At 31.6% G+C, this 22,623-nt stretch carries 19 protein-coding genes; 15 read left to right on the forward strand and 4 right to left on the reverse strand.

The features are described from left to right. Positions 1 to 139 precede the first annotated feature (139 nt). Both Q0617_RS02170 and Q0617_RS02175 read right to left on the reverse strand, forming a co-directional pair. A complete protein-coding gene (locus Q0617_RS02170) occupies positions 140 to 913 on the reverse strand; it encodes a DUF2971 domain-containing protein (RefSeq protein ID WP_298749996.1) in 774 nt (257 codons plus the stop codon). Positions 914 to 1,099: 186 nt separating this feature from the next. Further along, complete coding sequence (locus tag Q0617_RS02175) at positions 1,100 to 2,329, reverse strand: NAD(P)/FAD-dependent oxidoreductase (RefSeq protein WP_298749998.1); 1,230 nt, start codon at positions 2,327 to 2,329, stop codon at positions 1,100 to 1,102. A gap of 111 nt (positions 2,330 to 2,440) precedes the next feature. Between Q0617_RS02175 and Q0617_RS02180 the strand changes: the two genes are divergently transcribed. Next, positions 2,441 to 3,442, forward strand: a complete 1,002-nt coding sequence (locus tag Q0617_RS02180) for a MoxR family ATPase (RefSeq protein ID WP_298750001.1) — start codon at positions 2,441 to 2,443, stop codon at positions 3,440 to 3,442. A 2-nt stretch (positions 3,443 to 3,444) separates the two neighbouring features. After that, positions 3,445 to 4,557, forward strand: coding sequence for a VWA-like domain-containing protein (locus Q0617_RS02185; RefSeq protein WP_298750003.1), 1,113 nt, complete (start codon positions 3,445 to 3,447; stop codon positions 4,555 to 4,557). 22 nt (positions 4,558 to 4,579) lie between these two features. On the opposite strand, the gene Q0617_RS02190 is transcribed toward Q0617_RS02185, so the two are convergent. Further along, positions 4,580 to 4,894, reverse strand: a complete 315-nt coding sequence (locus Q0617_RS02190; RefSeq protein WP_298750006.1) for a cupin domain-containing protein — start codon at positions 4,892 to 4,894, stop codon at positions 4,580 to 4,582. Positions 4,895 to 5,106: 212 nt separating this feature from the next. Here Q0617_RS02190 and Q0617_RS02195 point away from each other — a divergent pair, with 212 nt between their 5' ends. The 13 genes from Q0617_RS02195 to Q0617_RS02255 all read left to right on the forward strand — a co-directional run bounded on the left by Q0617_RS02195 (position 5,107) and on the right by Q0617_RS02255 (position 21,938). Beyond that, on the forward strand, positions 5,107 to 6,375 hold the full coding sequence (locus Q0617_RS02195; protein WP_298750008.1) for an O-acetylhomoserine aminocarboxypropyltransferase/cysteine synthase family protein: 1,269 nt from the start codon (positions 5,107 to 5,109) through the stop codon (positions 6,373 to 6,375). Positions 6,376 to 6,385: 10 nt separating this feature from the next. After that, positions 6,386 to 6,799, forward strand: coding sequence for an Rrf2 family transcriptional regulator (locus tag Q0617_RS02200; RefSeq protein WP_298750010.1), 414 nt, complete (start codon positions 6,386 to 6,388; stop codon positions 6,797 to 6,799). Positions 6,800 to 6,809: 10 nt separating this feature from the next. After that, a complete protein-coding gene (cysK, locus tag Q0617_RS02205; protein WP_298750012.1) occupies positions 6,810 to 7,739 on the forward strand; it encodes a cysteine synthase A in 930 nt (309 codons plus the stop codon). A 15-nt stretch (positions 7,740 to 7,754) separates the two neighbouring features. Continuing rightward, entirely contained in the window at positions 7,755 to 7,979 is a 225-nt protein-coding gene (locus Q0617_RS02210; protein WP_298750014.1) for a DUF2061 domain-containing protein, read from the forward strand. Between the two features lie 10 nt (positions 7,980 to 7,989). After that, a complete protein-coding gene (locus tag Q0617_RS02215) occupies positions 7,990 to 8,691 on the forward strand; it encodes a phosphoadenylyl-sulfate reductase (protein WP_298750017.1) in 702 nt (233 codons plus the stop codon). Positions 8,692 to 8,705: 14 nt separating this feature from the next. After that, positions 8,706 to 9,617 carry a sulfate adenylyltransferase subunit CysD gene (cysD, locus tag Q0617_RS02220; RefSeq protein ID WP_298750019.1) on the forward strand — a complete coding sequence of 304 codons (912 nt, stop codon included), beginning with the start codon at positions 8,706 to 8,708 and terminating at the stop codon, positions 9,615 to 9,617. A 1-nt stretch (position 9,618) separates the two neighbouring features. Next, the gene (cysN, locus tag Q0617_RS02225; protein WP_298750022.1) at positions 9,619 to 11,085 is read left to right on the forward strand and encodes a sulfate adenylyltransferase subunit CysN; all 1,467 of its coding nucleotides are present in this window, start codon (positions 9,619 to 9,621) and stop codon (positions 11,083 to 11,085) included. 3 nt (positions 11,086 to 11,088) lie between these two features. Further along, complete coding sequence (locus Q0617_RS02230; protein ID WP_298750024.1) at positions 11,089 to 12,678, forward strand: nitrite/sulfite reductase; 1,590 nt, start codon at positions 11,089 to 11,091, stop codon at positions 12,676 to 12,678. Then, the gene (locus Q0617_RS02235; RefSeq protein ID WP_298750026.1) at positions 12,647 to 13,966 is read left to right on the forward strand and encodes an aminotransferase class V-fold PLP-dependent enzyme; all 1,320 of its coding nucleotides are present in this window, start codon (positions 12,647 to 12,649) and stop codon (positions 13,964 to 13,966) included. Before Q0617_RS02230 ends, Q0617_RS02235 begins: the two co-directional genes overlap by 32 nt. Before the next feature lie 73 nt (positions 13,967 to 14,039). Then, the gene (locus Q0617_RS02240; RefSeq protein WP_366517897.1) at positions 14,040 to 15,113 is read left to right on the forward strand and encodes a metallophosphoesterase; all 1,074 of its coding nucleotides are present in this window, start codon (positions 14,040 to 14,042) and stop codon (positions 15,111 to 15,113) included. A 73-nt stretch (positions 15,114 to 15,186) separates the two neighbouring features. Next, entirely contained in the window at positions 15,187 to 18,549 is a 3,363-nt protein-coding gene (locus Q0617_RS02245) for a transglutaminase family protein (RefSeq protein ID WP_298750030.1), read from the forward strand. Between the two features lie 3 nt (positions 18,550 to 18,552). Further along, positions 18,553 to 21,042 carry a circularly permuted type 2 ATP-grasp protein gene (locus Q0617_RS02250; RefSeq protein WP_298750032.1) on the forward strand — a complete coding sequence of 830 codons (2,490 nt, stop codon included), beginning with the start codon at positions 18,553 to 18,555 and terminating at the stop codon, positions 21,040 to 21,042. A 2-nt stretch (positions 21,043 to 21,044) separates the two neighbouring features. After that, on the forward strand, positions 21,045 to 21,938 hold the full coding sequence (locus Q0617_RS02255) for a transglutaminase family protein (RefSeq protein WP_298750034.1): 894 nt from the start codon (positions 21,045 to 21,047) through the stop codon (positions 21,936 to 21,938). 19 nt (positions 21,939 to 21,957) lie between these two features. Here Q0617_RS02255 and Q0617_RS02260 read toward each other — a convergent pair whose 3' ends face one another. After that, positions 21,958 to 22,623: an alpha-E domain-containing protein gene (locus Q0617_RS02260; RefSeq protein WP_298750036.1), complete on the reverse strand. Its 666-nt coding sequence runs from the start codon at positions 22,621 to 22,623 to the stop codon at positions 21,958 to 21,960.

Raw genomic sequence — 22,623 nt, forward strand, 5'->3', positions numbered from 1 at the left:
GCTAGCCTGCAAAACTCGTCGAAAAAGTGCATTTAGCACTTTTCTCTCCTCAAACAGTTTCGGCTTTTTCCACTTAAAAAAGCAAAGCACTCGGCTTTAACAAAGGCTGGATTTCTATAGTTGAAACTTTATCTAATAATTATTTTGTCAAAATATATGGAATATAATTGAAATCTTTAAAACCTACATTAAAGGAATCCTCAGATTTTAAACCTTCGTAAAATTTAACATTTGGATTTTGTCCTTGAAGAATCAAACAAATTATTTCTAAAAACTCTCTTTCAATTTCTGAACCAAAATATACACCCGTTAGTGCATTGGAGTCATATCCATAAGCCTTATTAATTTCATTATGAAAACATCGCCATTCTTTTTCATAAGTCCAATCTAAAGACTTTACACAAAGTAATTTTTTGAGAAGATAAATTTTTTCTGAAGAAACCATTTCAACTAAATCTAAATAAGGAGGTTTATCTTTATATTCTACAGGAAAAAGTTTTTGAAAGGGTTCTTTTTTTGTATCAAACTCAAGACAAAATCCTTTTCCAGAAGATGCATAATGTGACCACATAAGCTGATTATCATTTTTTTCGCTAAAACAACTAACACCTTTATTTTTATAAACATTATCTATTCTTTCATTCATTACATCATTAGCTATTTCTAAAAATTCTGAAGATGAAAAATTTTCTAATTCTTTTTCCCATGTTTCATTCTTAATATATTTAGAAAAATATTCTTTTAACTCTTTTATTTCTTTTGTATTTAAATTTTTAAACTTTAATTTAATATTACAATCAAATGGGTCATTAAATTTAATAGAAGAATTAAAATAAATACATTGAGATTTTAAATTAATTAATGATTGAACAGTTGCTGGTTGATATTTATAAATCTTTTCTGGAATATTCAATTATATCTCCCTTATTGGTATTAAATTTTATATTAACTAAACTTAAAAATAACGGCTAGAAATTGGTCAATTTTGTTCTAGTTCAAGGCGGAGTGAAAATTAGCTTAGGAGCTTACTAGAAGTAAGTGAGTAAGTTAATTTTTGCGACAACGCAGAAATCGGGCAAAAGTGGCTGATTTATAGCCGTTATTTTTTTGCTAGGCTGACGCCTGCTAGATAGCCACTAGCCCACGCGAATTGTAGATTGTATCCACCTCTGTTTCCCACTATATCTAAAACCTCTCCTGCCAAATACAATCCTTCTACCTTCTTACTCTCATAAGTTTTATTATCCACCTCATCGGTTCTCACTCCACCACCACTTGCTTCTGCGTGTTTGAAGCCTTGGGTGTCTGTGATTTTAAATCTCCAGTTTGTTAGGGTGTTTATTAGGCTTCTTATTTGTTTGGCATTTATATCTTTTGCATTTGCCTCTTTGTCTATGTTATTTATTTGACATATTACGGGGGCTAGTTTGTTTGATACTATTCCTGTTAGTAGTAAGGCTGCATTTGAGTTTGGTAGGATTTTAAATAGATTTTCTATTTGTCCTAGAAGTTCATTTCGGCTTATATTTGGGAAAAGATTTATTGATAGTTGAACATCTTGGTAAAGGCTTAGGGGATATACTGCATATTGGGAAATGTCTAGTATAGCAAACCCTGATAAACCGTATTTTGTGAAAAGTACATCACCATATATTTCACACTCTTTTTTTCCATCAAGATATAAAGATACATTTGCCTCTTTTTTTACCCCTTGTATTCTTGACGCTTGTTCAAAATCTGTATGAAGTCCTACAAGAGAGGGATAAGTTAGGTTGTAGGTGTGTCCAAATTTTTCGGCAATATTCATGCCCACCTCTGTGGCATTTAATTGTGGGGCGGCACCTAGTCCTGAGCTAATTACTACTTTGTCATAATCTTTGAACTCATTGTGTGTACTTTTTATTATGAATTTATTTGCTTGTTTTTGTATATCTATTACTTTTGTCTCTAGGATTAGATTTACTCCTAGATTTTCTAGTTCATTTTCTAGTAGATTTACTACTGATTTTGCTTCATTTGATAGGGGGTATACTTTGTTTGTCTCTTTTATATCAAGTAAGAGTCCAATGCTTTTACAAAACTTTTCAAAAGCTTTATAATCAAACTCTTTTAGGGCATAACTTGTAAACTCTGGTTTTTCACCTATGAAGTTCTCTACTCTTGCTTGGGTATTTGAGATATTACATCTTCCATTTCCGCTTGCAAGTATTTTTTTACCTATGGCATTGTTATTATCAAAGAGGTCTATTTTTATATTTTTATTTAATCTTTTAGCAGTGATTGCAGATATTATTCCTGCTGCCCCTGCTCCTATTATTGCTATTTTCAAAGTTTGCCTTTATCTTTATGCTTGGATTATACACTTTTTATGTTTTGAGTTTATTCAAGTAAAGGGCATAGTTCTTGCAATGACTCTTTTATAAATAATATAAGGAAGCTCATGAATCCCCAAAGCGCTAAAAGAGCAATTGCACATTTAAGTAAAAGAAAAGTTCCAATATTTTTGTGGGGACCTCCTGGTATTGGTAAGTCTTCTATTATTGCTCAAATAGCAAAGGAAGCAAATATAGCCTGTATAGATTTACGTCTTTCACTTCTTGACCCAACAGATTTAAGAGGAATACCCTTTTTTAATGCCAATGATAACTCAGCAGTTTGGGCACCAGCTTCATTTTTACCAGATGGAAGCCAAAAAGAGGGAATACTATTTTTAGATGAGCTAAATACTGCGGCTCCCATGGTGCAAGCTTCTGCTTATCAGTTAATATTAGATAGAAAGATTGGTGAATATACTCTTCCAGATGGGTGGAGTATAGTTGCTGCTGGTAATAGGGAAAGTGATAGAGGTGTAGTATTTCGTATGGCTAGTCCACTTGCAAATAGATTTGTTCACTTAGAGATGGAAGCAAATAGTGATGATTGGAAAGCATGGGCTATAAAAGCAAATATTCATCCTACTATTATCGCTTTTATCTCATATAGACCTGATGCCCTTTTTGCTTTTAATACTCAAAATGATGAAAAAGCTTTTGCCACGCCAAGAACTTGGGAGTATGTAAATGAGATACTAATGTCCGAACCTGATGATGATTTACTTTTGACTATGGTAAAAGGTTCTATTGGGGAAGAGTTAGCCTCTTCTTTTTTAGGATTTAAAAGTGTTGAAAAAGATTTACCATCTATTGATGATATTTTAGAAGGTAAAACTACTGAAGCTCCAAAAGACACATCAGCTTTACATATTTTGTGTACGGCACTTACTATTAGAATAGATGATGAAACAAGAGCAAAAGAGATAAATAATCTTATTTTATACACTCTAAATCTTCCAGGAGAGTTTGCTGTTATGGTAATACAAGATTTAAGACAGAGAAAGATTGAGTTAGATTATCTAAGTAATTGGCCTCTTTGGATGAAAAAATTCAATAATCTATTACACTAATCATGACTTCTGATACTCTATTAACCAAAGCAAAAAGTCAACTAACTTCAAAATATCCCTACTTTGGGATGTTGGCTTCAAGACTTAAACATGAAAGCAATGATGAAGTACGATTTTATGCAAGTAATGGTGTAGTGTTTAAATATAACCCAGAGTTTATAGAAAAGTGCTCTATAGATGAACTTATCTTCATACTCACAAACTGTGTTATGCACCATATTCTATCCCACAGTCAGCGAAAACTCAAAAGAAAAGGTTTTTTGTGGCAGTTAGCAACTGATTATGCTATAAATAATCTACTTAAAAAAAATGGTCTCAAAATCCCAAAAGGTGCAAACTTTAATAGTGACTTTAAAAATATGTACGCAGAAGAGATATATGAAGTCCTAAAAGAGCAAAATAACCTTGAAGAGATAAGCAGTAGCTTTAGCGATGAACAAGAAGAGGAAAAGAAGTTTGCAGATATAAATAATGTAGAGGAAGACTTAGATGAGAAAGATGAAGCAGCTTGGGAATATGCAGACTCTTTAGCAAAAGAGGTAGCTTTGAGAAAAAGTAAAACTCCCTTAGGACTTGAAAGACTAGCAAAAAAGATGCAACTCAAAAATGTGGATTGGAAGTTTGAACTTTACAATGCCATAAATAGACATATGAGAAATAACTACGCCTTTATGCCACCAAATAAAAAGCATATTTACAGAGGCGTTGCCCTTCCCTCACTTTCTAGTGATACATTAAGTCTTGTAGTTGCTATTGATACATCTGGGTCTATTCAAGATGAACTTTTAGGTGCTTTTTTAGATGAGTTTAAATCTATCATGCAAAGTTTTCCCTCTATTGCTATTGAGCTTATTATTGCAGATGCAAAAGTGCATGCACACTATAGTTTTCAAGGAGCAAATGAGATTGACTTTGCCCTAAAAGGTGGTGGGGGAACTGATTATCGACCTACTTTTGAGTTTATTGAAGCAAATTTACCTATGAGTTCTATGCTTTTGTATTTTACAGATGGGGAAGGAATATTTCCAAGAATTCCACCACCATATGAAGTAATTTGGGCACTGTCTCAAAATAAAAATAAAATACCTTTTGGAAGAGCTTTAGTAATTCTTTAGAAAAGAATTAAAATATAAGTACCTAATAAAATATAGCCAACCAAATAGTTGGCTGATCTAAAGAGGTATATTTTATCCTATGTCTTTGTCTTGATTTTATATCAATAAAATCACCTTTTTTTAGTTTTACATCTTTGTTTTCAAACTGTAAAATTGCTTCACCCTCTAAAAGTAATACAAACTCATTCTCATTTTGTTCATACCAAAAATCTTCATCACTAACTTGCCCATTTGAAACAATTCTTTCAATTCGTACATCTTTGTCTCTTAATATCTCTATAAATTCTTCATTAATTTTATCAACATTGATATTATCAAATATATTTTTCTTATCCATTTTTCCTCTTTTATAGTTCATAGTATATTAGTCAAGATTTATTTTATCTACTATTTATGATTTTATAATCTTTAAAAAGTACTATAAAAAGGTACTTTATAAGATATAAAGATACTAAAGTACATTAATCACTATTAAATCACTTGACATTAAATGAAAAATATATTACAATTTCACTATAGATTTAATATAATATACAAAAAGGAATAAATATGCAACAAGATACAATCGCATTACACGCTGGATATAATAAAAAAGAGGGATGGGGAACAATGAATGTACCTATTGCTCAAACTACTGCTTTTGCATTTAGAGATGCAGAACATGCAGCTAATTTATTTGCACTTAAAGAGTTAGGGTCAATCTACTCAAGACTTACAAACCCAACTACTGATGTACTAGAGCAAAGATTTGCACAACTTGAAGGTGGAGCTGCTGCTATTTGTGTAGCATCTGGGCAAAGTGCTATTTTTTATGCTATTGCAAATGTTGCAAGTGCAGGAGATAATATCTTAATCTCTGACAAATTATATGGTGGAGCTGTTACACTTTTAACTCATACAATTAAAAGATTTGGTATTGAAGCTAGAGTATTTAAAGTATCAGATGCTTCAAATTTAGAAGAACAAATTGATGATAAAACAAAAGCTATTTTCTTTGAATCACTATCAAATCCTCAAATTGCAGTTGCAGATGTGGAAGCAATAGTTGAAGTTGCAAAGAAAAAAGGTGTTTTAACTGTATGTGATAATACAGTTGCAAGTGCAGCTTTATTTAACCCAATCAAATGGGGAGTTGATGTTGTAGTTCACTCTACTTCAAAATATACAAATGGACAAGGTAGTGCTATTGGTGGTATTATTGTTGAAAGAGATGGATTAGCAGAATTTTTCAAAGAAAACTCTTCTAAATATCCAGAATTTACACAACCTGATGAATCATACCATGGTTTAGTTTATGTGGATGTTCCTCTTCCAAACTTTTGTTTAAGAATTAGATTATCACTACTTAGAGATATAGGGGCTGCGCAATCTCCACATAACTCTTGGATATTAATTCAAACATTAGAGACATTATCTTTAAGAATGGATAAACACTCAAGTAGTACTTTAGAAGTTGCTAAGTTCTTAGAGTCTCATCCAAAAGTAAAATCAGTAAATTACCCAGGACTAGAGTCAAATGGTGATTATGCAAAAGCACAAAAATATTTCAAAGATGGTAAAGCATCAGGACTATTATCTTTTGAAGTAGAGACTTATGAAGAGGCAAAAAGGATAATTGATAGTACAAAATTATTTTCAGTTGTAGTAAATATCGGTGATTCTAAATCATTAATTGTACACCCAGCTTCAACAACTCACTCTCAAATGAACGAAAGTGAACTACTAAAAGCAGGTGTTAACCCAACAACTGTTAGGCTTTCTATTGGATTAGAAGATCCTATTGATTTAATTGAAGATTTAACACAAGCGTTAAACTAGGAATGAGATTATGCCTTTAATCTCTTCAAAAGGTGTGTATGGACTTGCTGCCATGCATGAGTTACTTCAAAATGAAGAAAACAAACCAATGCAAATTAGAGAGATATCTGCTCGCGCTGATATTCCTCAAAATTATTTAGAGCAGCTTCTAGGAAAACTAAGACATGCAGGATTAGTTACTAGTACTAGAGGTTCTAAGGGTGGCTACATGTTAGCTAGAGATGCAAAAGATATACTTATAAAAGATATTATTATTGCTTTAGAAGATGATATAAAAATTATCGATACAAAGAGTAATAGTCCTATTTTAAATATATTTTTTGATGAAACAAAAGAGAAAACGAAAAAGTTGTTTAACTTGTCACTGAAAGATTTAACTCAGTATCAAGATAAATATAATCAATATCTACATTATAGTATTTAAGGAGAAAACGATGAAATATGCAAATAACGTAACAGAATTAATTGGAAATACACCGCTAGTAAAGTTAAACAAAGCAAGTGTAAATGGTACAACAGTTTTAGGTAAATGTGAATTTATGAATCCTACTCATTCAGTAAAAGATAGAATCGGATTTAACATGGTTGAAGAGGCTATCAAAGCTGGTAAGATTGGTGAAGGTACTACTGTAATTGAACCTACAAGTGGAAATACTGGTATTGCTTTAGCATCTGTTTGTGCAGCAAAAGGAATCAAACTAATCCTTACAATGCCTTCAAGTATGAGTATTGAAAGAAGAAAACTTTTAAAAGCTCTTGGTGCAGAGATTGTATTAACTGAGCCTGAAAAAGGTATGAAAGGTGCAGTTGAAAAAGCAGCTGAATTAAGTGAAGCAATGGATAACTCAATTGTATTACAACAATTTGCAAATGAAGCGAATCCTGATATTCATAGAAAAACTACAGCAATTGAGATTTTAAGAGATACAGAAGATAAAGTTGATATTTTAGTTATTGCTATTGGAACAGGAGGAAGTATCACAGGTATTTCTGAAGTTGTAAAAGCTAAAAACCCAAATGTTAAAATAGTTGCAGTTGAGCCAACTGACTCTCCTATACTTTCAGGTGGTAATCCTGGACCTCATAAAATCCAAGGTATTGGAGCTGGATTTGTTCCTGCTATTTTAAATACAGATATTTATGATGAAGTTTTAACTGTATCAAATGATGATGCAATGGAAACAGCTAGAAACCTTGCAAAAGATGAGGGATTATTAGTAGGTATTTCTGCTGGAGCAAATGTATATGCTTCAACTGTTGTTGCGCAAAGAGAAGAGAACAAAGGTAAAACAATTGTTACTATTCTATGTGATACAGGAGAGAGATATTTAAGTACTCCTTTATACCAATTAGATGACGAATAGGACTAAGTAACAAAGATGGCAGAGAAAGCTTATAGATCTGTAGCTAAAACCGTTTCGTGGCGAACAGTAGGAACTTTAGACACAATTATTATTTCATACTTTATTACAGGCAACCTAATCATGGCTGCCTCTATTGGTTCTATTGAAGTTGTTACGAAAATGATTTTATACTATTTTCACGAAAGAGCTTGGAATAAGATCTCTTTTGGGAAAATAAAAGAACCTGATTATCAGATTTAGGAAGATTATAGTGGTAAAAAAAATAGAAGAATTAAACAAAAAATTAAAAGATTATAGTGCTGTTGAGATTTTAAAATACTTTTTAAATGAATACAAAAATGAGGCAGCACTGTCATCTAGTTTTGGAGCAGAAGACCAAGTTTTAACTCATATGATGTTAAACCTTGACAAAGATGCAAATATTTTTACGCTAGATACAGGAAGACTTCCATATGAAACATATAGCGTAATGGATAATACGAATTTAAAATATAATATAAAAGTGAATGTATTTTTTCCAAAAAGTGAAGATGTAGAAGAACTTTATAAAAAACAAGGAATCAATGGATTTTATGAATCTATTGATAATAGAAAATCTTGCTGTAATGTAAGAAAAATAGAACCATTAAAAAGAGCATTAAAACCACTAAAAATCTGGATTACAGGTCTAAGAGCTGCACAAAGTGTTACAAGAGTAGAGATGCCCTTAGTTGAATGGGATGATAATTTTCAAGTAATAAAAGTAAACCCTCTTATTTCTTGGAGTGAAGATGATGTTTGGGACTTTATAAAAGAGAATAAAGTTCCATATAATAAACTTCATGACAAAGGATATCCAAGTATTGGATGTGCCCCATGTACAAGGGCAGTAAAAGAGGGTGAAGATATTAGAAGTGGAAGATGGTGGTGGGAAAACCCAGAACATAAAGAGTGTGGATTACACGCAAAATAGAAAAAGAGAAAGTGATGATTAGTAAAGAAAGACTTACACATTTAAAACAGCTTGAGGCTGAATCTATTCATATTATGAGAGAAGTTATTGCAGAGTTTCAAAACCCAGCAATGCTTTACTCTGTAGGAAAAGATTCTTCTGTAATGTTACACATTTTACAAAAGGCCTTTTATCCAGCGCCTCCACCACTTCCACTGGTACATGTTGATACAACATGGAAGTTTAAAGAGATGATAGAGTTTAGAGATAGACGTGCAAAAGAGGTTGGAATGGAACTAATAGTTTACTCTAACCCAAAAGGTGAAGAGATGGATATCTCTCCATTTACACACGGTTCAGCAGTTCATACTGATATTATGAAAACTGAAGGTCTAAAAAACATGCTTAACATCCAAAAATTCGATGCAGTTTTTGGAGGTGCTAGAAGAGATGAAGAGAAGTCTCGTGCAAAAGAGAGAATCTACTCTTTTAGAGATGAAAACCATAGATGGGATCCAAAAAATCAAAGACCAGAATTATGGAACATCTACAATGGAAGACACACTAAAGGTGAGTCTATTAGAGTTTTTCCTATATCTAACTGGACAGAGCTTGATATTTGGCAATATATCTATTTGGAAGGTATTCCTATTCCTGATTTATACTTCTCTAAAGAGAGGGAAGTAGTAGAATACATGGGTACAAAAATCATGGTTGATGATGAAAGAATGCCTGAGGAATTACGAAAGACTGCTAAAAAAGAGATGGTTAGATTTAGAACACTTGGTTGTTATCCATTAACAGGTGCTGTAAATAGTGAAGCTACAACACTGCCTGAGATTATTCAAGAGATGTTGATTTGTACAACTAGTGAGAGACAGGGAAGATTGATAGATAGTGATGGTGAAGCATCAATGGAGAAGAAAAAACAAGAGGGGTATTTTTAAGATGGCACACCAATCAGATTTAATTGCAGAAAATATTGAACAATATTTAAAAGAGCATGAGAATAAAGAGATATTAAGATTTATCACATGTGGTAGTGTGGATGATGGTAAAAGTACTCTAATTGGAAGATTACTTTACGATTCAAAAATGATTTTTGAAGACCAATTAGCTGCTATTGAAAAAGATAGTAAAAAAAGCGGAACAACTGGTGATAAGATTGACTTAGCACTTTTGGTTGATGGACTGGCATCTGAGAGAGAACAAGGTATTACTATTGATGTTGCTTATAGATTTTTCTCAACTGAAAAAAGAAAGTTTATCATAGCAGATACTCCAGGACATGAACAATACACAAGAAATATGGCAACAGGTGCTAGTACTGCTGATGTAGCTATTATCTTAATTGATGCAAGACAAGGGATTTTAACTCAAACAAAAAGACACTCTTATATAGCTTCATTACTTGGTATTAAGAACCTAGTAGTTGCTATCAATAAAATGGATTTAGTTGACTTTTCACAAGAAGTATTTGAAAATATTAAAAAAGATTATGCACAAATTATCCCTAATCTTCCACATAATGAAGATATCAATTTTGAGTATATCCCAATCTCTGCTTTAGATGGAGATAATATTCTTACAGTTTCACCAAAATGTTCTTGGTACACGGGTCTTCCTCTTATGCAATTACTTGATACAATATCAATTCATAAAGATGAGAATGATGACTTTAGATTGCCAGTTCAGTATGTGTCAAGACCTCACCTTAACTTTAGAGGATTCTCTGGAACAATTGCAAGTGGAAAAATCAGCGTAGGTGATGAGATTACAGTATTACCTTCAAGAAAAACATCAGTTGTAAAATCAATAGTATCAAATGAGATTAAAGATTTAAGACCAATAGGAAAAGATGAAACTGTTGAGACTATGGAGACTGCATTTGCTCCAATGGCTACAACTATTACACTAAAAGATGAGATTGATATTTCTAGAGGAGATATGATTGTAAAATCTAACTCTATTCCTCAAGTATCAAATAAGCTTGAGGTTATGGTTGTTTGGATGGATGAGAAAAAGCTTGAGCTTAATAGTAATTATATTATTAAAAGAGCAACTTCTGTTATTAATGGAACATTCAAATCAATAGAGTATAAAAAAGATATCAATAGCTTCAAAGAGATGTCAGCAGATACTTTAGAGCTAAATGATATTGCAAAATGTACTCTATCAATAGATAGACAAATTGCAGTTGATGCATACAATAAAAACAGACATACTGGAAGTTTTATTATCATTGATAGATATACAAATACTACAGTAGGTGCAGGAATGATTGTATCTTCAGTTATGAATGAATCTGAAGATAAGGATGAGAAGATAAGAGATTATACAAAAGCAGAAATTGAGCTTAATGCGTATATTAGAAGTAACTTTCCAGAATGGGAATGTAAAGAGATAATAGGATAAAAAATGGCAAGAGAAACAGCAGCTCAACAAAATGAGAGATTAAAAAAAGAAAAAAATGGACTTGATGTTCTAAAAGACATATACTTATATGCTGTTCTAGGGGAAGAGATAAGTCCTGAAGATATAATTAGATTTAAATGGTATGGTTTATATACTCAAAATAGAAATCTTCAAGATGAGGATGATAATACCTTGTATTTTATGTTGAGAGTAAAACTTGAGCATGGTTCTATGAACCTAGAACAGATGAGAGAAGTTTCAAAAATCTCCCATGAATATGCAAGGGGAACTGCTGATTTTACAACAAGACAAGATATTCAGTTTCATTATATTAGAGTTATAGATTTACCTGAGATTTTTAGAAGATTAAATGAAGTTAATTTATCGACAGTTTTTGCAGCAGGTGATGTACCAAGAAATGTTGCAACTTGTCCTGTTTCAGGAATAGAACATGATGAAATTTATGATGTTAGACCAATTGTTGACAAAGTAAACAACTACTTAAGAGGAAACAAAAACCTATCAAATTTACCTAGAAAATATAAAATAGGTATTAGTGGCTGTCATAAACACTGTATGGGACATGAGATACAAGATTTATCTTTTACTGCTGTGGTTTGCGACTGTACAGATAAAGTACTTTTTGATGTAAGTGTTGGGGGAGGATTAGCTTCAAATAAACAAATTGCAAAACATATTGGATTTGTAACTCCTTCTCAAATCTTACCAATAACTAAAGCTGTTAGTACAATCTATAGAGACCATGGACTTAGAGAAAATAGAAGAAAAGCAAGACTTGGACATCTAATTGATGAATGGGGAATTGAAAAGTTCAAAGAAGAAGTAGTTTCAAGATCAAAAGTTGCATTTAAAGAAGAGAAAGAAGTTCCTTATACTCCTTATGCAAAAAGACAACACTTTGGAATCCAAGACTCAAAAGAGAAAGAGAAATCATATATTGGATGTGCTATAAATGGTGGACATATTGGGGCTAAAGGATTAGAAGATTTAGCAAATATTTTAGAAAAACATGGTGCAACAACTATAAAAACAACACCAACTCAAAACTTTGTAGTAAAAGATGTACCAAGCAAAAATGCTCAAACTTTAGCAGATGAATTAATCACTATTGGAGTTGATTATAAGCCAAGTCCATTCAAAGCAAGAACTCTTTCATGTACAGGATTAAACTTTTGTAAATTTGCCATTTCAGAAACAAAAGACAAAGCAATTTCGCTGGCAGAACATCTAGAAAAAAAGTTTCCTGATTTTAATGAAACAGTATCTATTTCTGTAAATGGTTGTCCAAACTCTTGTGCCCATCCACATGTGGTTGATATTGGATTACTTGGACTGAAAGTAAAAAATGCAGAGGGTGTTACAGTTCCTGGATTTGAGCTAATTATTGGTGGAAATTTAGAAGGGGCTAAATCATCTTTTGGAGAAAAAACTAAAATCAAGTTTTTACCAGAAGAGGCTGAAGGTGTTGTAGAAAAAATTATTCAAAGCTATATAAATAGTGGAGAAAAAAACTTAAATAACTATTTAAAAGAGAGAATAAATGACGAAGAATTTATTTCGTCCCTTCACTAATCAACACACAGAAAAACTTTCATACTTAAAGTATGGAACAATAGGTAAGCACAAAAGTGCTTACTTTGATTATACTGCTTCAGGATTGGCATTTAGGGCTATTGAAAATCGTATTTATGATATGTTAACAACCTATGCTAATACCCACTCAAAAGAATCCGGTATGGCAAATCAAACCCATAATTACTATGAAGAAGCCTTAGAAAATCTAAAAAAATCTTTAGAATTAAATGATGATTTTGAAGTTATCCCTAGTGGCTGTGGTTCAACTGCTGCTATAAAAAGATTTCAAGAGTTATTGGGACTTTATATTCCCCCTGCTACTAAAAGAAGGTTGAATATAAACATCGATAAATCAAAACTTCCCCTTGTAATTGTTGGACCTTATGAACACCACTCAAATGAGATAAGCTATAGAGAAGCTATGTGTGAGACTGCAAGAATCGGCCTTACAAGTGAAGGCTTAGTAGACGTAGAAGAGCTTGAAGAGGTATTAAAGAAGAATCAAGACAGAGAACTTATTGGTTCTTTTTGTATAGCTTCAAATGTTACAGGAATAGTAACTTGTTATAAAGAGATTTCTAATATATTAAGACGTTATAATGCTATAGTTTGCCTTGATGCGGCAGCTTCTTCATCATATATGAATATTGATTGTAACTACTTTGATGTTATGTATCTATCTCCTCACAAACTTTTAGGTGGCCCAGGAAGTTGCGGTTTACTTGTCATAAAAAAAGATTTAATCGACCCAACCCTATCCCCAACTTTTGCAGGTGGAGGAACAGTTAGTTATGTTAGTAGAACAACTGTAGAGTATGAAAATAATTTAAGAGCAAGGGAAACAGCTGGAACTCCTGGAATAATCCAAGTTATAAAAGCAAGTTTAGCTTATCAGCTAAGAAATGAGATAGGTTTTGATTTTATTTTAAAAAGAAAAGATGAGTTGTTATCCTATTTTTTAATGCAATTAGAAAAAGTACCAAATATCATCATTTATGGGAATAAAAAGTCATACAATATAGGGATTGTTTCATTTAATATAAAAGATTTAGACCCTTATATGATTTGTGAAAAAATCTCAACAGACAATGGGATACAAACAAGAGCAGGATGCTCATGTGCAGGACCTTATGGGCATGATTTATTGGATTTTGATGATAAAGATGAGCTTGATAAAAAACCAGGTTGGATAAGAGTATCTATTCACTACACTCAAACAAAAGAAGAGATTGATAATCTAATTGAAGCTATCAATAGTTCAATAAAAACTATAATAAAGAATTAACACTTAATTAAAAAACTTTCTATATAATCCTATCATGAGATTTATAATATTTGCCACAATTTTTATAGTCGTGATGGGATTACTTAGCCTTTTTATTTCAAAAAGGTTTATCAATAAGTTAGCTATTTGCCAAAAATCAAAAAAGTTTTTAAATCTGTTTTTACTAATTAACCTATTTGGTGTAATTTTATATATGACATCAAGGTATTTAATTTCTGTACCAAATGAAATATACTTTTTACTCTCACTTCCAATAGGAGTTATATTTCTACTATTTTCTACAACAGTAATTTATGAAATAATCTCACATCTTCCAAAGATACGAAAAGATGAAAAAAGAAGAGCCTTTATAAAAAAGTCTATTGATTTAGGCTCTTTAGCTTTTGCAACTTCTATTACCACAAAAGCCATCTATAATGCAAAAGAATCTTATGTAGAAAATATAGAAGTAAAAATTCCTAATTTAAAAAAGCCATACAATATTGTTCAACTAAGTGATGTACATATTGGTGGACTAATTGACCATGATTTTATAAAAAATATTGTTTATAAAGTAAATAAATTAAATGCAGATATTGTTGTAATAACAGGCGATTTAATAGATACAGATATAAATTATATAAAAGATGCAGTTGATGAACTTAAAAATTTAAAATCAAAATATGGCACATATTTCATAGTTGGAAATCATGAATATTTTCATGAAATAGAGAGAATCCTTGAGTATATAAAATCAATAAATATCAAAGTTTTAGAAAATGAAAATGTCTATATTGGAGAAAAAAATAGTGGCTTCAATCTAGCAGGAGTTTATGATATTTTTGGATATAAAGCTAAAAAATTTGAGCCAAATATAAATAAAGCTTTAGAAAATATAGAAGATTCACCAACGATTCTTTTAGCCCATCAACCAAAATATATAAAAGAAATAGATACTCAAAATATCGACCTAGTTTTGAGTGGACACACCCATGGAGGCCAAATTGTTCCTTTTAATTTGCTAGTAAGACTTGCTCAACCATATATAAAAGGATTACATCAACACAATAAAAAAACTCAAATATATGTAAACAAAGGGACAGGTTTTTGGGGACCACCTATGAGACTAGGCGCAAGTGCAGAAATTAGCAATATTTCAATTAGCTAAACAAATAAAATTATTTAAAGATTTTACGTCTTATATTACTGTATAATATTACTTTAAAATAAAAGGATTTAATATGTCTTTAAAAGTTGTACTTTCTCACAAAACTAAATATAAATATGATAGAAAAATTTCATTATCTCCACATATAATAAGACTAAGACCAGCAGCTCATAGTAGAACTCCTATTGAGGCTTATTCATTAAATATAACACCAAAAAATCACTTTATAAATTGGCAACAAGACCCTTTTGGGAACTACCTTGCAAGAATAATTTTTCCAGAAAAAACTGATGAATTTTCAATTGATGTGGAAATTATTGCAGACTTAATTACCTTAAATCCTTTTGATTTCTTTGTTGAAGAGAGTGCAACAAACTTTCCTTTTGAATATAAAAAAGATTTAAAAAAAGAGCTAAAACCATATTTGAAAATTAATGAAAAAGGCAAACTTTTAAAAGAGTTTGTAAAAAGCATAGATAAAAGTGAAAAACCTATTATTGATTTTTTAGTTGAAGTAAATCAAAAAATCTGTGACTATGTAAACTACACTGTAAGATTAGAACCAGGTGTTCAATCTTGTAAAACAACACTAGAAAATAAACTTGGTTCGTGTAGAGATTCTGCTTGGCTTTTTGTACAAGTATTAAGACATCTAGGTCTTGCTTCTCGTTTTGTATCAGGATATTTAGTTCAATTAACAGCTGATGTTAAATCATTGGATGGTCCAAGTGGTCCAGAAAAAGACTTTACAGACTTACACGCATGGACAGAAGTTTATATTCCAGGTGCTGGATGGGTAGGTCTAGATAGTACAAGTGGACTGTTTGCAGGAGAAGGTCATATTCCACTTGCTTGTACTCCTCACTATAATAGTGCCCATGCCATAGAAGGATTTAGTGATAAGTGTGAAACAGAATTTTTCTTTGATAATAGTGTAACAAGAATTTTTGAATCACCAAGGGTTACAAAACCATATAGACAAGAGCAGTGGGATGAGATTTATGAACTTGGATTTAAAGTTGATGAAGATTTAGAAAAAAATGATGTAAGACTTACTATGGGTGGAGAGCCAACTTTTGTATCCATAGATGATATGGAATCTGCACAATGGAATACAGATGCAGATGGAGAGCATAAAAGAGAATTAGCTAATAAACTCTCAAGAAAACTACTTGATTCTTCTACAACTGGTGGATTACTTCATCATGCCCAAGGTAAATGGTATCCAGGTGAGCCACTTCCAAGATGGCAGACAACTGTTTTTTGGAGAAAAGATGGAAAACCAGTTTGGCAAAATCCTGAACTTTTAGCTGATATGAATAAATCATATTCATATACAAATGATGATGCCAAAAAGTTTATTTCAACTTTATCACTAGTTTTAGGAATAAGTGATGAAAATATCGTACCAGCTTTTGAGGACCCAGTTTATTATATTATGAAAGAAGCAGAACTTCCACTTGATATTGATCCTTTAGAGTTTAATTTAGATGACCCATTAGAAAGACGCACTATTGCCCAAAAACTGTCAAATGGTTTAAATAAAGAGGTAGGATATGTACTACCTGTAAACTATGGAGAAACAAAATGGATTAGTTCAAAATGGGAATTTAGAAGAGGTCATATGTTCTTAGGTGCTGGGAACTCGCCACTAGGATTTAGACTTCCTCTTGAGTCTCTAATTGCGAATCCACAAGTTGAATTAGAACAAGAGTTTGAAAATGACTTATTTGCTTCTTATCCTGCTTTAGGTGAGTATATACCTTTAGTTCAAAAAAGAGCTAAAAAGTTGAGCAAAAAAACTACAATAAAAAATAAAAACAAAGAGTTTGTAAGAACTGCACTTTCTGTTGAAGTAAGAGATGAAAAACTTTGTATTTTCCTTCCACCAATAGAAAAAACAGAGCCATTCTTAGACTTAATTGCTTCTATTGAAGAGAGTGCAAAAAGATTAGATATGGCAGTTATTATTGAAGGTTATGAACCACCTCATGACTTAAGAACTGATAGAATAAAAGTAACTCCAGACCCAGGTGTTATTGAAGTTAATATCCAACCAGCAACTTCTTGGAAAATGTTAAGTGATAATTTACTAGGTCTTTATGAAGATGCAAGACAGTGTAGACTTGGAACTGAAAAGTTCTTAATAGATGGACGACACACAGGTACTGGTGGAGGTAATCACGTTACTATTGGAGCCCTTGAGCCTAGTGATTCACCACTATTAAGAAACCCTCAATTACTTAGAAGTCTAATCACTTTTTGGCAACACCATCCAGGTCTTTCATATCTATTTAGTGGAGCATTTATAGGCCCAACTAGCCAAGCACCAAGAGTAGATGAAGGAAGAATGGAAAATCTTTATGAATTAGAGATTGCTTTTTCTCAAATCCCTGAAAAAGGAGATGTTCCTTTTTGGTTGACAGATAGATTATTTAGACACTTATTAACTGATATTACGGGAAATACTCACAGAAGTGAATTTTGTATAGATAAACTATACTCTCCAGATAGTAGTACAGGAAGACTTGGTATTTTAGAGCTTAGAGCTTTTGATATGCCACCTCACTCTCAAATGGCACTTTTACAAATGCTGTTAGTGCGAGCTTTGGTTTCATGTTTTTGGAAAAGACCATATAAACATGATTTAGTTAGATGGGGGACAAGACTACATGATAAGTTCTTACTTGAGCATTATGTAAAAGAGGATATTAAAAGTGTAGTTCAATACCTAAATGATGAAGGATATGAGTTCAAACTTGATTGGTTTGACCCATTCTTTGAATTTAGATTTCCATTACATGGTATGACAATGGTTGAAGGAATGCCAGTTGAGATTCGTTCTGCAATTGAGCCTTGGCATGTACTTGGAGAAGAGTCAAGTTCTCAGGGAACTGCAAGATATGTTGACTCATCAGTTGAGAGACTGCAAATAAAGATTGAAAACTTTAATTTAGAGCGATATATTGTATCTTGTAATGGAGTACAAGTTCCACTTAGTGCGACAGATGTTGAAGGGGTGTATGTAAGTGGTGTTAGATATAAAGCTTGGCAACCTTGGTCAGCACTGCATCCAACAATTAAAGTGGATACACCTTTAACTTTTGATATTATAGATAAATGGAATACTAGATCTATTGGAGGGTTTAATTACTTTGTTACACATCCAGGTGGAAGAAGTTATGATACATTCCCTGTAAACTCTTATGAGGCAGAATCTAGAAGAATAAATAGATATTGGGATTTCAATCACTCTCAAGGTGAAGTTGAATCTCATCAACCAGAAATCGGAGGAGAGAGTAACTCTATTTTTGCAGTAGAAGCAAATAGAACATTAAGTGCAACCAAAGGAAGTAAGAAACTTTACTTCAAAGAGATGCCAAAAAATAAAGAGTACCCTCATACTTTAGACTTAAGACAAAGATGGACGAAATAATAGATGTCAATATTTGATGCATATAAATTAGAATCATCATTTGATGAAATGATTGATAAAGATAATAATGTAAAAGAACACTGGAAAGAGATATTAAAAAATCTTGAAACTTCAGGTGTAGAAAAGCTAGAACAAAAACAAACAGAAATTGATTGGCGTTTAGAAGATAATGGAGTTACTTATAATATCTATAATGATCCAGATGGTACAAATAGAAGATGGAATCTAGATCCAATTCCTTTTGTGATTACAAAAGAGGAGTGGGATGAAGTATCAAAAGGTCTAGCACAAAGAGCAAAACTTTTAAATCTTATTTTTAAAGATATCTACACAGAACAAAGACTTATAAAAGAAGGGATTGTTCCTGCTGAGATTATTTTTGGGCATAAGAGTTTTTTACCAACAATGTTTAATTTTGAAAATATAGAGTACTACTCTATGAAATTTTATGCAACAGATATAAGTAGGGGTCCAGATGGTAAGTTTTGGGTTCTAAATGATAGAACTCAATCTCCTTCAGGACTTGGTTATGCAATAGAAAATCGTCTTACTATGAACTCTGTATCTTCTGAATTATATCCAAATGTAAAGATGCATAGAATATCGAAGTTTGTTGAAGGTTTTAAAAATATGCTTACTTCCGTAGCATCTAAAAACAACTCAAATCCTTTGATAACCCTGCTTACTCCAGGCCCTCACAATGAAACATATTTTGAGCACTCTTATCTTAGCTCGTTTTTAAATATCACTTTAGTACAAGGGGAAGATTTACTTACAAAAAATAATCAACTATGGCTTAAAACTTTAAGTGGATTGAAAAAAGTTGATGCAATGATAAGAAGAGTTGACTCAAAGTTCTGTGACCCACTAGAACTAAGAAGTGACTCACAACTTGGAGTGGCAGGACTTGTTAATGTTTTAAGAAATGACAACCTATCTATGATAAATCCTATTGGTGTAGGTATTTTAGAAAATGTTGGTCTGATTCCTTTTATGGAAAATATTGCAAAGTTTTTCCTAGATGAAGAACTAATTCTACCTCAAATAGCAACTTGGTGGTGTGGACAGAAAAAAGAGTTAGATTTTGTTTTAGAAAACTTGACAAATTTGATTGTAAAAAAAATAGATAAATCTAGTAAATTGGAAGTATATTTTGGTAATCAATTAGATGAAGCACAAATTCTTGATTTAAAAGAAAAAATCCAACAAAATCCTCACTATTATGTTGGTCAAGAGATTATTGACTTCTCTACTGTTCCTTCATTTTATGAAGATAAGATTGAGCCAAGAAATGCAGTTATTAGAGCCTTTTCATATTTAAATGAAGATGAATATGCTGTAATGCCAAGTGGTCTTGTTAGAGTATCTAGTTCAAAAAACTCTTTAGTTGTTTCAAACCAAAAAGGCGGAACAAGTAAAGATTTATGGATTTTAGGTGAAAATGATGCAAGTGCTGCTGTAAATATATTTAAAAATAAAGACTTTATTGATTCAAGGCTAGAAAATATCTCTACTAAAAGAGCTGAAAATCTTTTTTGGCTTGGAAGATATCTTACACGTGCTATTAGTACTACTAGAATGATTAGATTTAATTTAAAAAGTTTATTAAACCTAAACAGATATGATGATCAAAATATATCTAAAAAGACTACAAATATATTAAATGTAAGTCTTACTCATCTTACTATGACTTATCCTGGGTTTTTAAGTGAAGAAGAGGTTAAACCCCTCAAAGAAGTAATTTCTGTGATAAAAGATGCAAACAAAGCAGGAAGTCTATCTTTTACTTTGTCAATGCTTTCAAACATAAATGCAAACGTTAAAAATCTTCTTACAATGGAAGCTTGGAGAATCTATGAACGTATGCAAAAAGATTGGTTTTTTTACAGTAAAAGAGATGTCCTTTCAAACAGAGAACATATAAATGAACTAGATAATCTTTTAATATATCTTATGGCCTATAAAGAGCTAATAGATGAGAGTATTTTCAAAGAACAAGGTCTTATTTTATATGATATTGGATGTAAAATAGAGGCTTCTCAACTTCTTATTTCAAAAATGCGTTCTCTTCTTACAACAAAATTAGATAAAATTTTGGAGTATGATATTTTGGACTCTATGTTAAACTCTTATGAGAGTTATAACTCATATAGAGCACACTATAAGTCATCATTAGACCTAGAAAATATTGTGGAATTTTTACTTTTCAATTCTAAATATCCTAAATCATTAATTTATATTATTAATGATTTATTAGAAGATTTAAAAGAGCTTCCATATATAAACAAAGATACTCATTTAAGTGATTTTGAGGCACCTATTTTTAAGATTTATTCCATGTTAAAACTTTCAAATGCACAGGGTCTATTAAAATCTAAAGAGAGTGATTTTATTTATCCAAAGTTAGATAGTTTTCTATCTAAAGTTTCTCATCATTTAGGTAATACTTCTGAAGAGTTAACAAAAACATATTTTTCACACTATAACGAGTAAACATGATATACGAAATTTTTCACGAAACCAAATTTGATTATGAATCTATAGTTACCTTTAGCCATAATATTGCTAAGTTAAAACCAAAAAACTATATAAGACAAAAACTACTTAGTCATAAAATTAAAATAGACCCAAAACCATACGAAGTAAGTGATTTTGTTGATTATTTTGAAAATGCTAATACTTTCATGCTTATTAGAGAATCCCATAACTCTTTAACCGTAACTGCAACTTCAAAAGTCGAAAGGGTTGAAGAAGAGATAAAAAAATATATGGCTACTTTAAAAGCCTCTACAATAACAGTTAAAGAGACTAGAGAATTACTATCTTCATACAATAAAGATCATGTTTTTGCAAAACAATTTCTTTTTGAAACAGAGTCTATTCCCGCTCCATCAAAAGAGATTATGGATTATGTTTTAGAATCTTTTGATGAAAATAGATCCCTTTTTGAAGCAACCAATGAGTTTATGGCTAGAATTTTCAAAGAGTTTAAATTTGTAGCAGAATTTAGTGATATAACAACACCAATCGAAGAGATTTTTAAAGAGAAAAAAGGTGTTTGTCAAGACTTTGCCCAGTTTGCAATTTCAGCTCTAAGAGGTATTGGAATTCCTACAAAATATGTAAGTGGATATATTCAAACTTATCCAAAAGAGGGACAAGAAAAACTTTTTGGAGCGGATGCTTCTCATGCATGGTTTTCTATCTATATTCCAGGTTTTGGCTGGGCTGATTTTGACCCAACAAATAATAAAATACCAAATGAAGAGTATATAATTTTAGGCTATGGAAGAGATTATTTGGATATTTCTCCGCTTAAAGGTGTTGTTCAAAGTAGTGGAGATAGTGAATTGAAAGTTAGGGTAAATGTTCAAAGATTGGATAAATAAATCCAATCTTTACATCTGCTTATTGTTCAACTACAATTTTGTCAATCTTACCATTAATTGAGTTTAATATAGCCTCATAAGTCTCTCTTTCATCATGGGTATTGAACTGTGCATCTGGTGCTAAAATAGATACAATAGTATCAATCTCATCCATAACTACTAGTGAGAAACCTTTGTCCCTCTCAAGTCTTAAGTGAAAGTCTGTCTTCTCTACAAGTTTTCCAAGTCTTATAAAATAATCACTTGTATTTCTCTCTTGATTTCTTGTTAGCTCGCCCCAAATCTCACTGATTAAAGATAGAGCTTGGTCTATAAAATTACAATCAATCCAAAAGCTACTATTATCTGCATGCTTTAATAAATCAGACAACTCAATTACTGAACCAAAAGCTTCTGTATCTAGATAAGTTCTAGAAATAATTGCATTTTCTCTTGCATATCCCATAAGAACATTTATATTTGCATCATGTTCTCCAAAAACTGATGTATCTAAAAACTCTTTTGCATTTTTATATTCAATATCTATTTCAAACTTTTGATAGAGTATTTTTCCTGCATCTTTATCTATATCTATGATTTTATCAAAGGCATTAACCACTTCAATTAAGGTTGCTTCTATTCTTTCTAAGTATCTACCAAACCAATATAAATTTGATGCTACATTTGCTGTTAATAATTGTTCCAT

This window comes from uncultured Arcobacter sp., assembly GCF_937982575.1.
Classification (GTDB): domain Bacteria; phylum Campylobacterota; class Campylobacteria; order Campylobacterales; family Arcobacteraceae; genus Arcobacter.

Coding starts and splice junctions, on each gene's coding strand:
- Q0617_RS02255 (WP_298750034.1), top strand. CDS start 21,045: ATGATATACGAAATTTTTCACGAAACCAAATTTGATTATGAATCTATA.
- Q0617_RS02180 (WP_298750001.1), top strand. CDS start 2,441: ATGAATCCCCAAAGCGCTAAAAGAGCAATTGCACATTTAAGTAAAAGA.
- Q0617_RS02200 (WP_298750010.1), top strand. CDS start 6,386: ATGCCTTTAATCTCTTCAAAAGGTGTGTATGGACTTGCTGCCATGCAT.
- cysK (WP_298750012.1), top strand. CDS start 6,810: ATGAAATATGCAAATAACGTAACAGAATTAATTGGAAATACACCGCTA.
- Q0617_RS02245 (WP_298750030.1), top strand. CDS start 15,187: ATGTCTTTAAAAGTTGTACTTTCTCACAAAACTAAATATAAATATGAT.
- Q0617_RS02240 (WP_366517897.1), top strand. CDS start 14,040: ATGGGATTACTTAGCCTTTTTATTTCAAAAAGGTTTATCAATAAGTTA.
- cysN (WP_298750022.1), top strand. CDS start 9,619: ATGGCACACCAATCAGATTTAATTGCAGAAAATATTGAACAATATTTA.
- Q0617_RS02190 (WP_298750006.1), bottom strand. CDS start 4,894: ATGGATAAGAAAAATATATTTGATAATATCAATGTTGATAAAATTAAT.
- Q0617_RS02230 (WP_298750024.1), top strand. CDS start 11,089: ATGGCAAGAGAAACAGCAGCTCAACAAAATGAGAGATTAAAAAAAGAA.
- Q0617_RS02195 (WP_298750008.1), top strand. CDS start 5,107: ATGCAACAAGATACAATCGCATTACACGCTGGATATAATAAAAAAGAG.
- Q0617_RS02260 (WP_298750036.1), bottom strand. CDS start 22,623: ATGGAACAATTATTAACAGCAAATGTAGCATCAAATTTATATTGGTTT.
- Q0617_RS02185 (WP_298750003.1), top strand. CDS start 3,445: ATGACTTCTGATACTCTATTAACCAAAGCAAAAAGTCAACTAACTTCA.
- Q0617_RS02210 (WP_298750014.1), top strand. CDS start 7,755: ATGGCAGAGAAAGCTTATAGATCTGTAGCTAAAACCGTTTCGTGGCGA.
- cysD (WP_298750019.1), top strand. CDS start 8,706: ATGATTAGTAAAGAAAGACTTACACATTTAAAACAGCTTGAGGCTGAA.
- Q0617_RS02235 (WP_298750026.1), top strand. CDS start 12,647: ATGACGAAGAATTTATTTCGTCCCTTCACTAATCAACACACAGAAAAA.
- Q0617_RS02250 (WP_298750032.1), top strand. CDS start 18,553: ATGTCAATATTTGATGCATATAAATTAGAATCATCATTTGATGAAATG.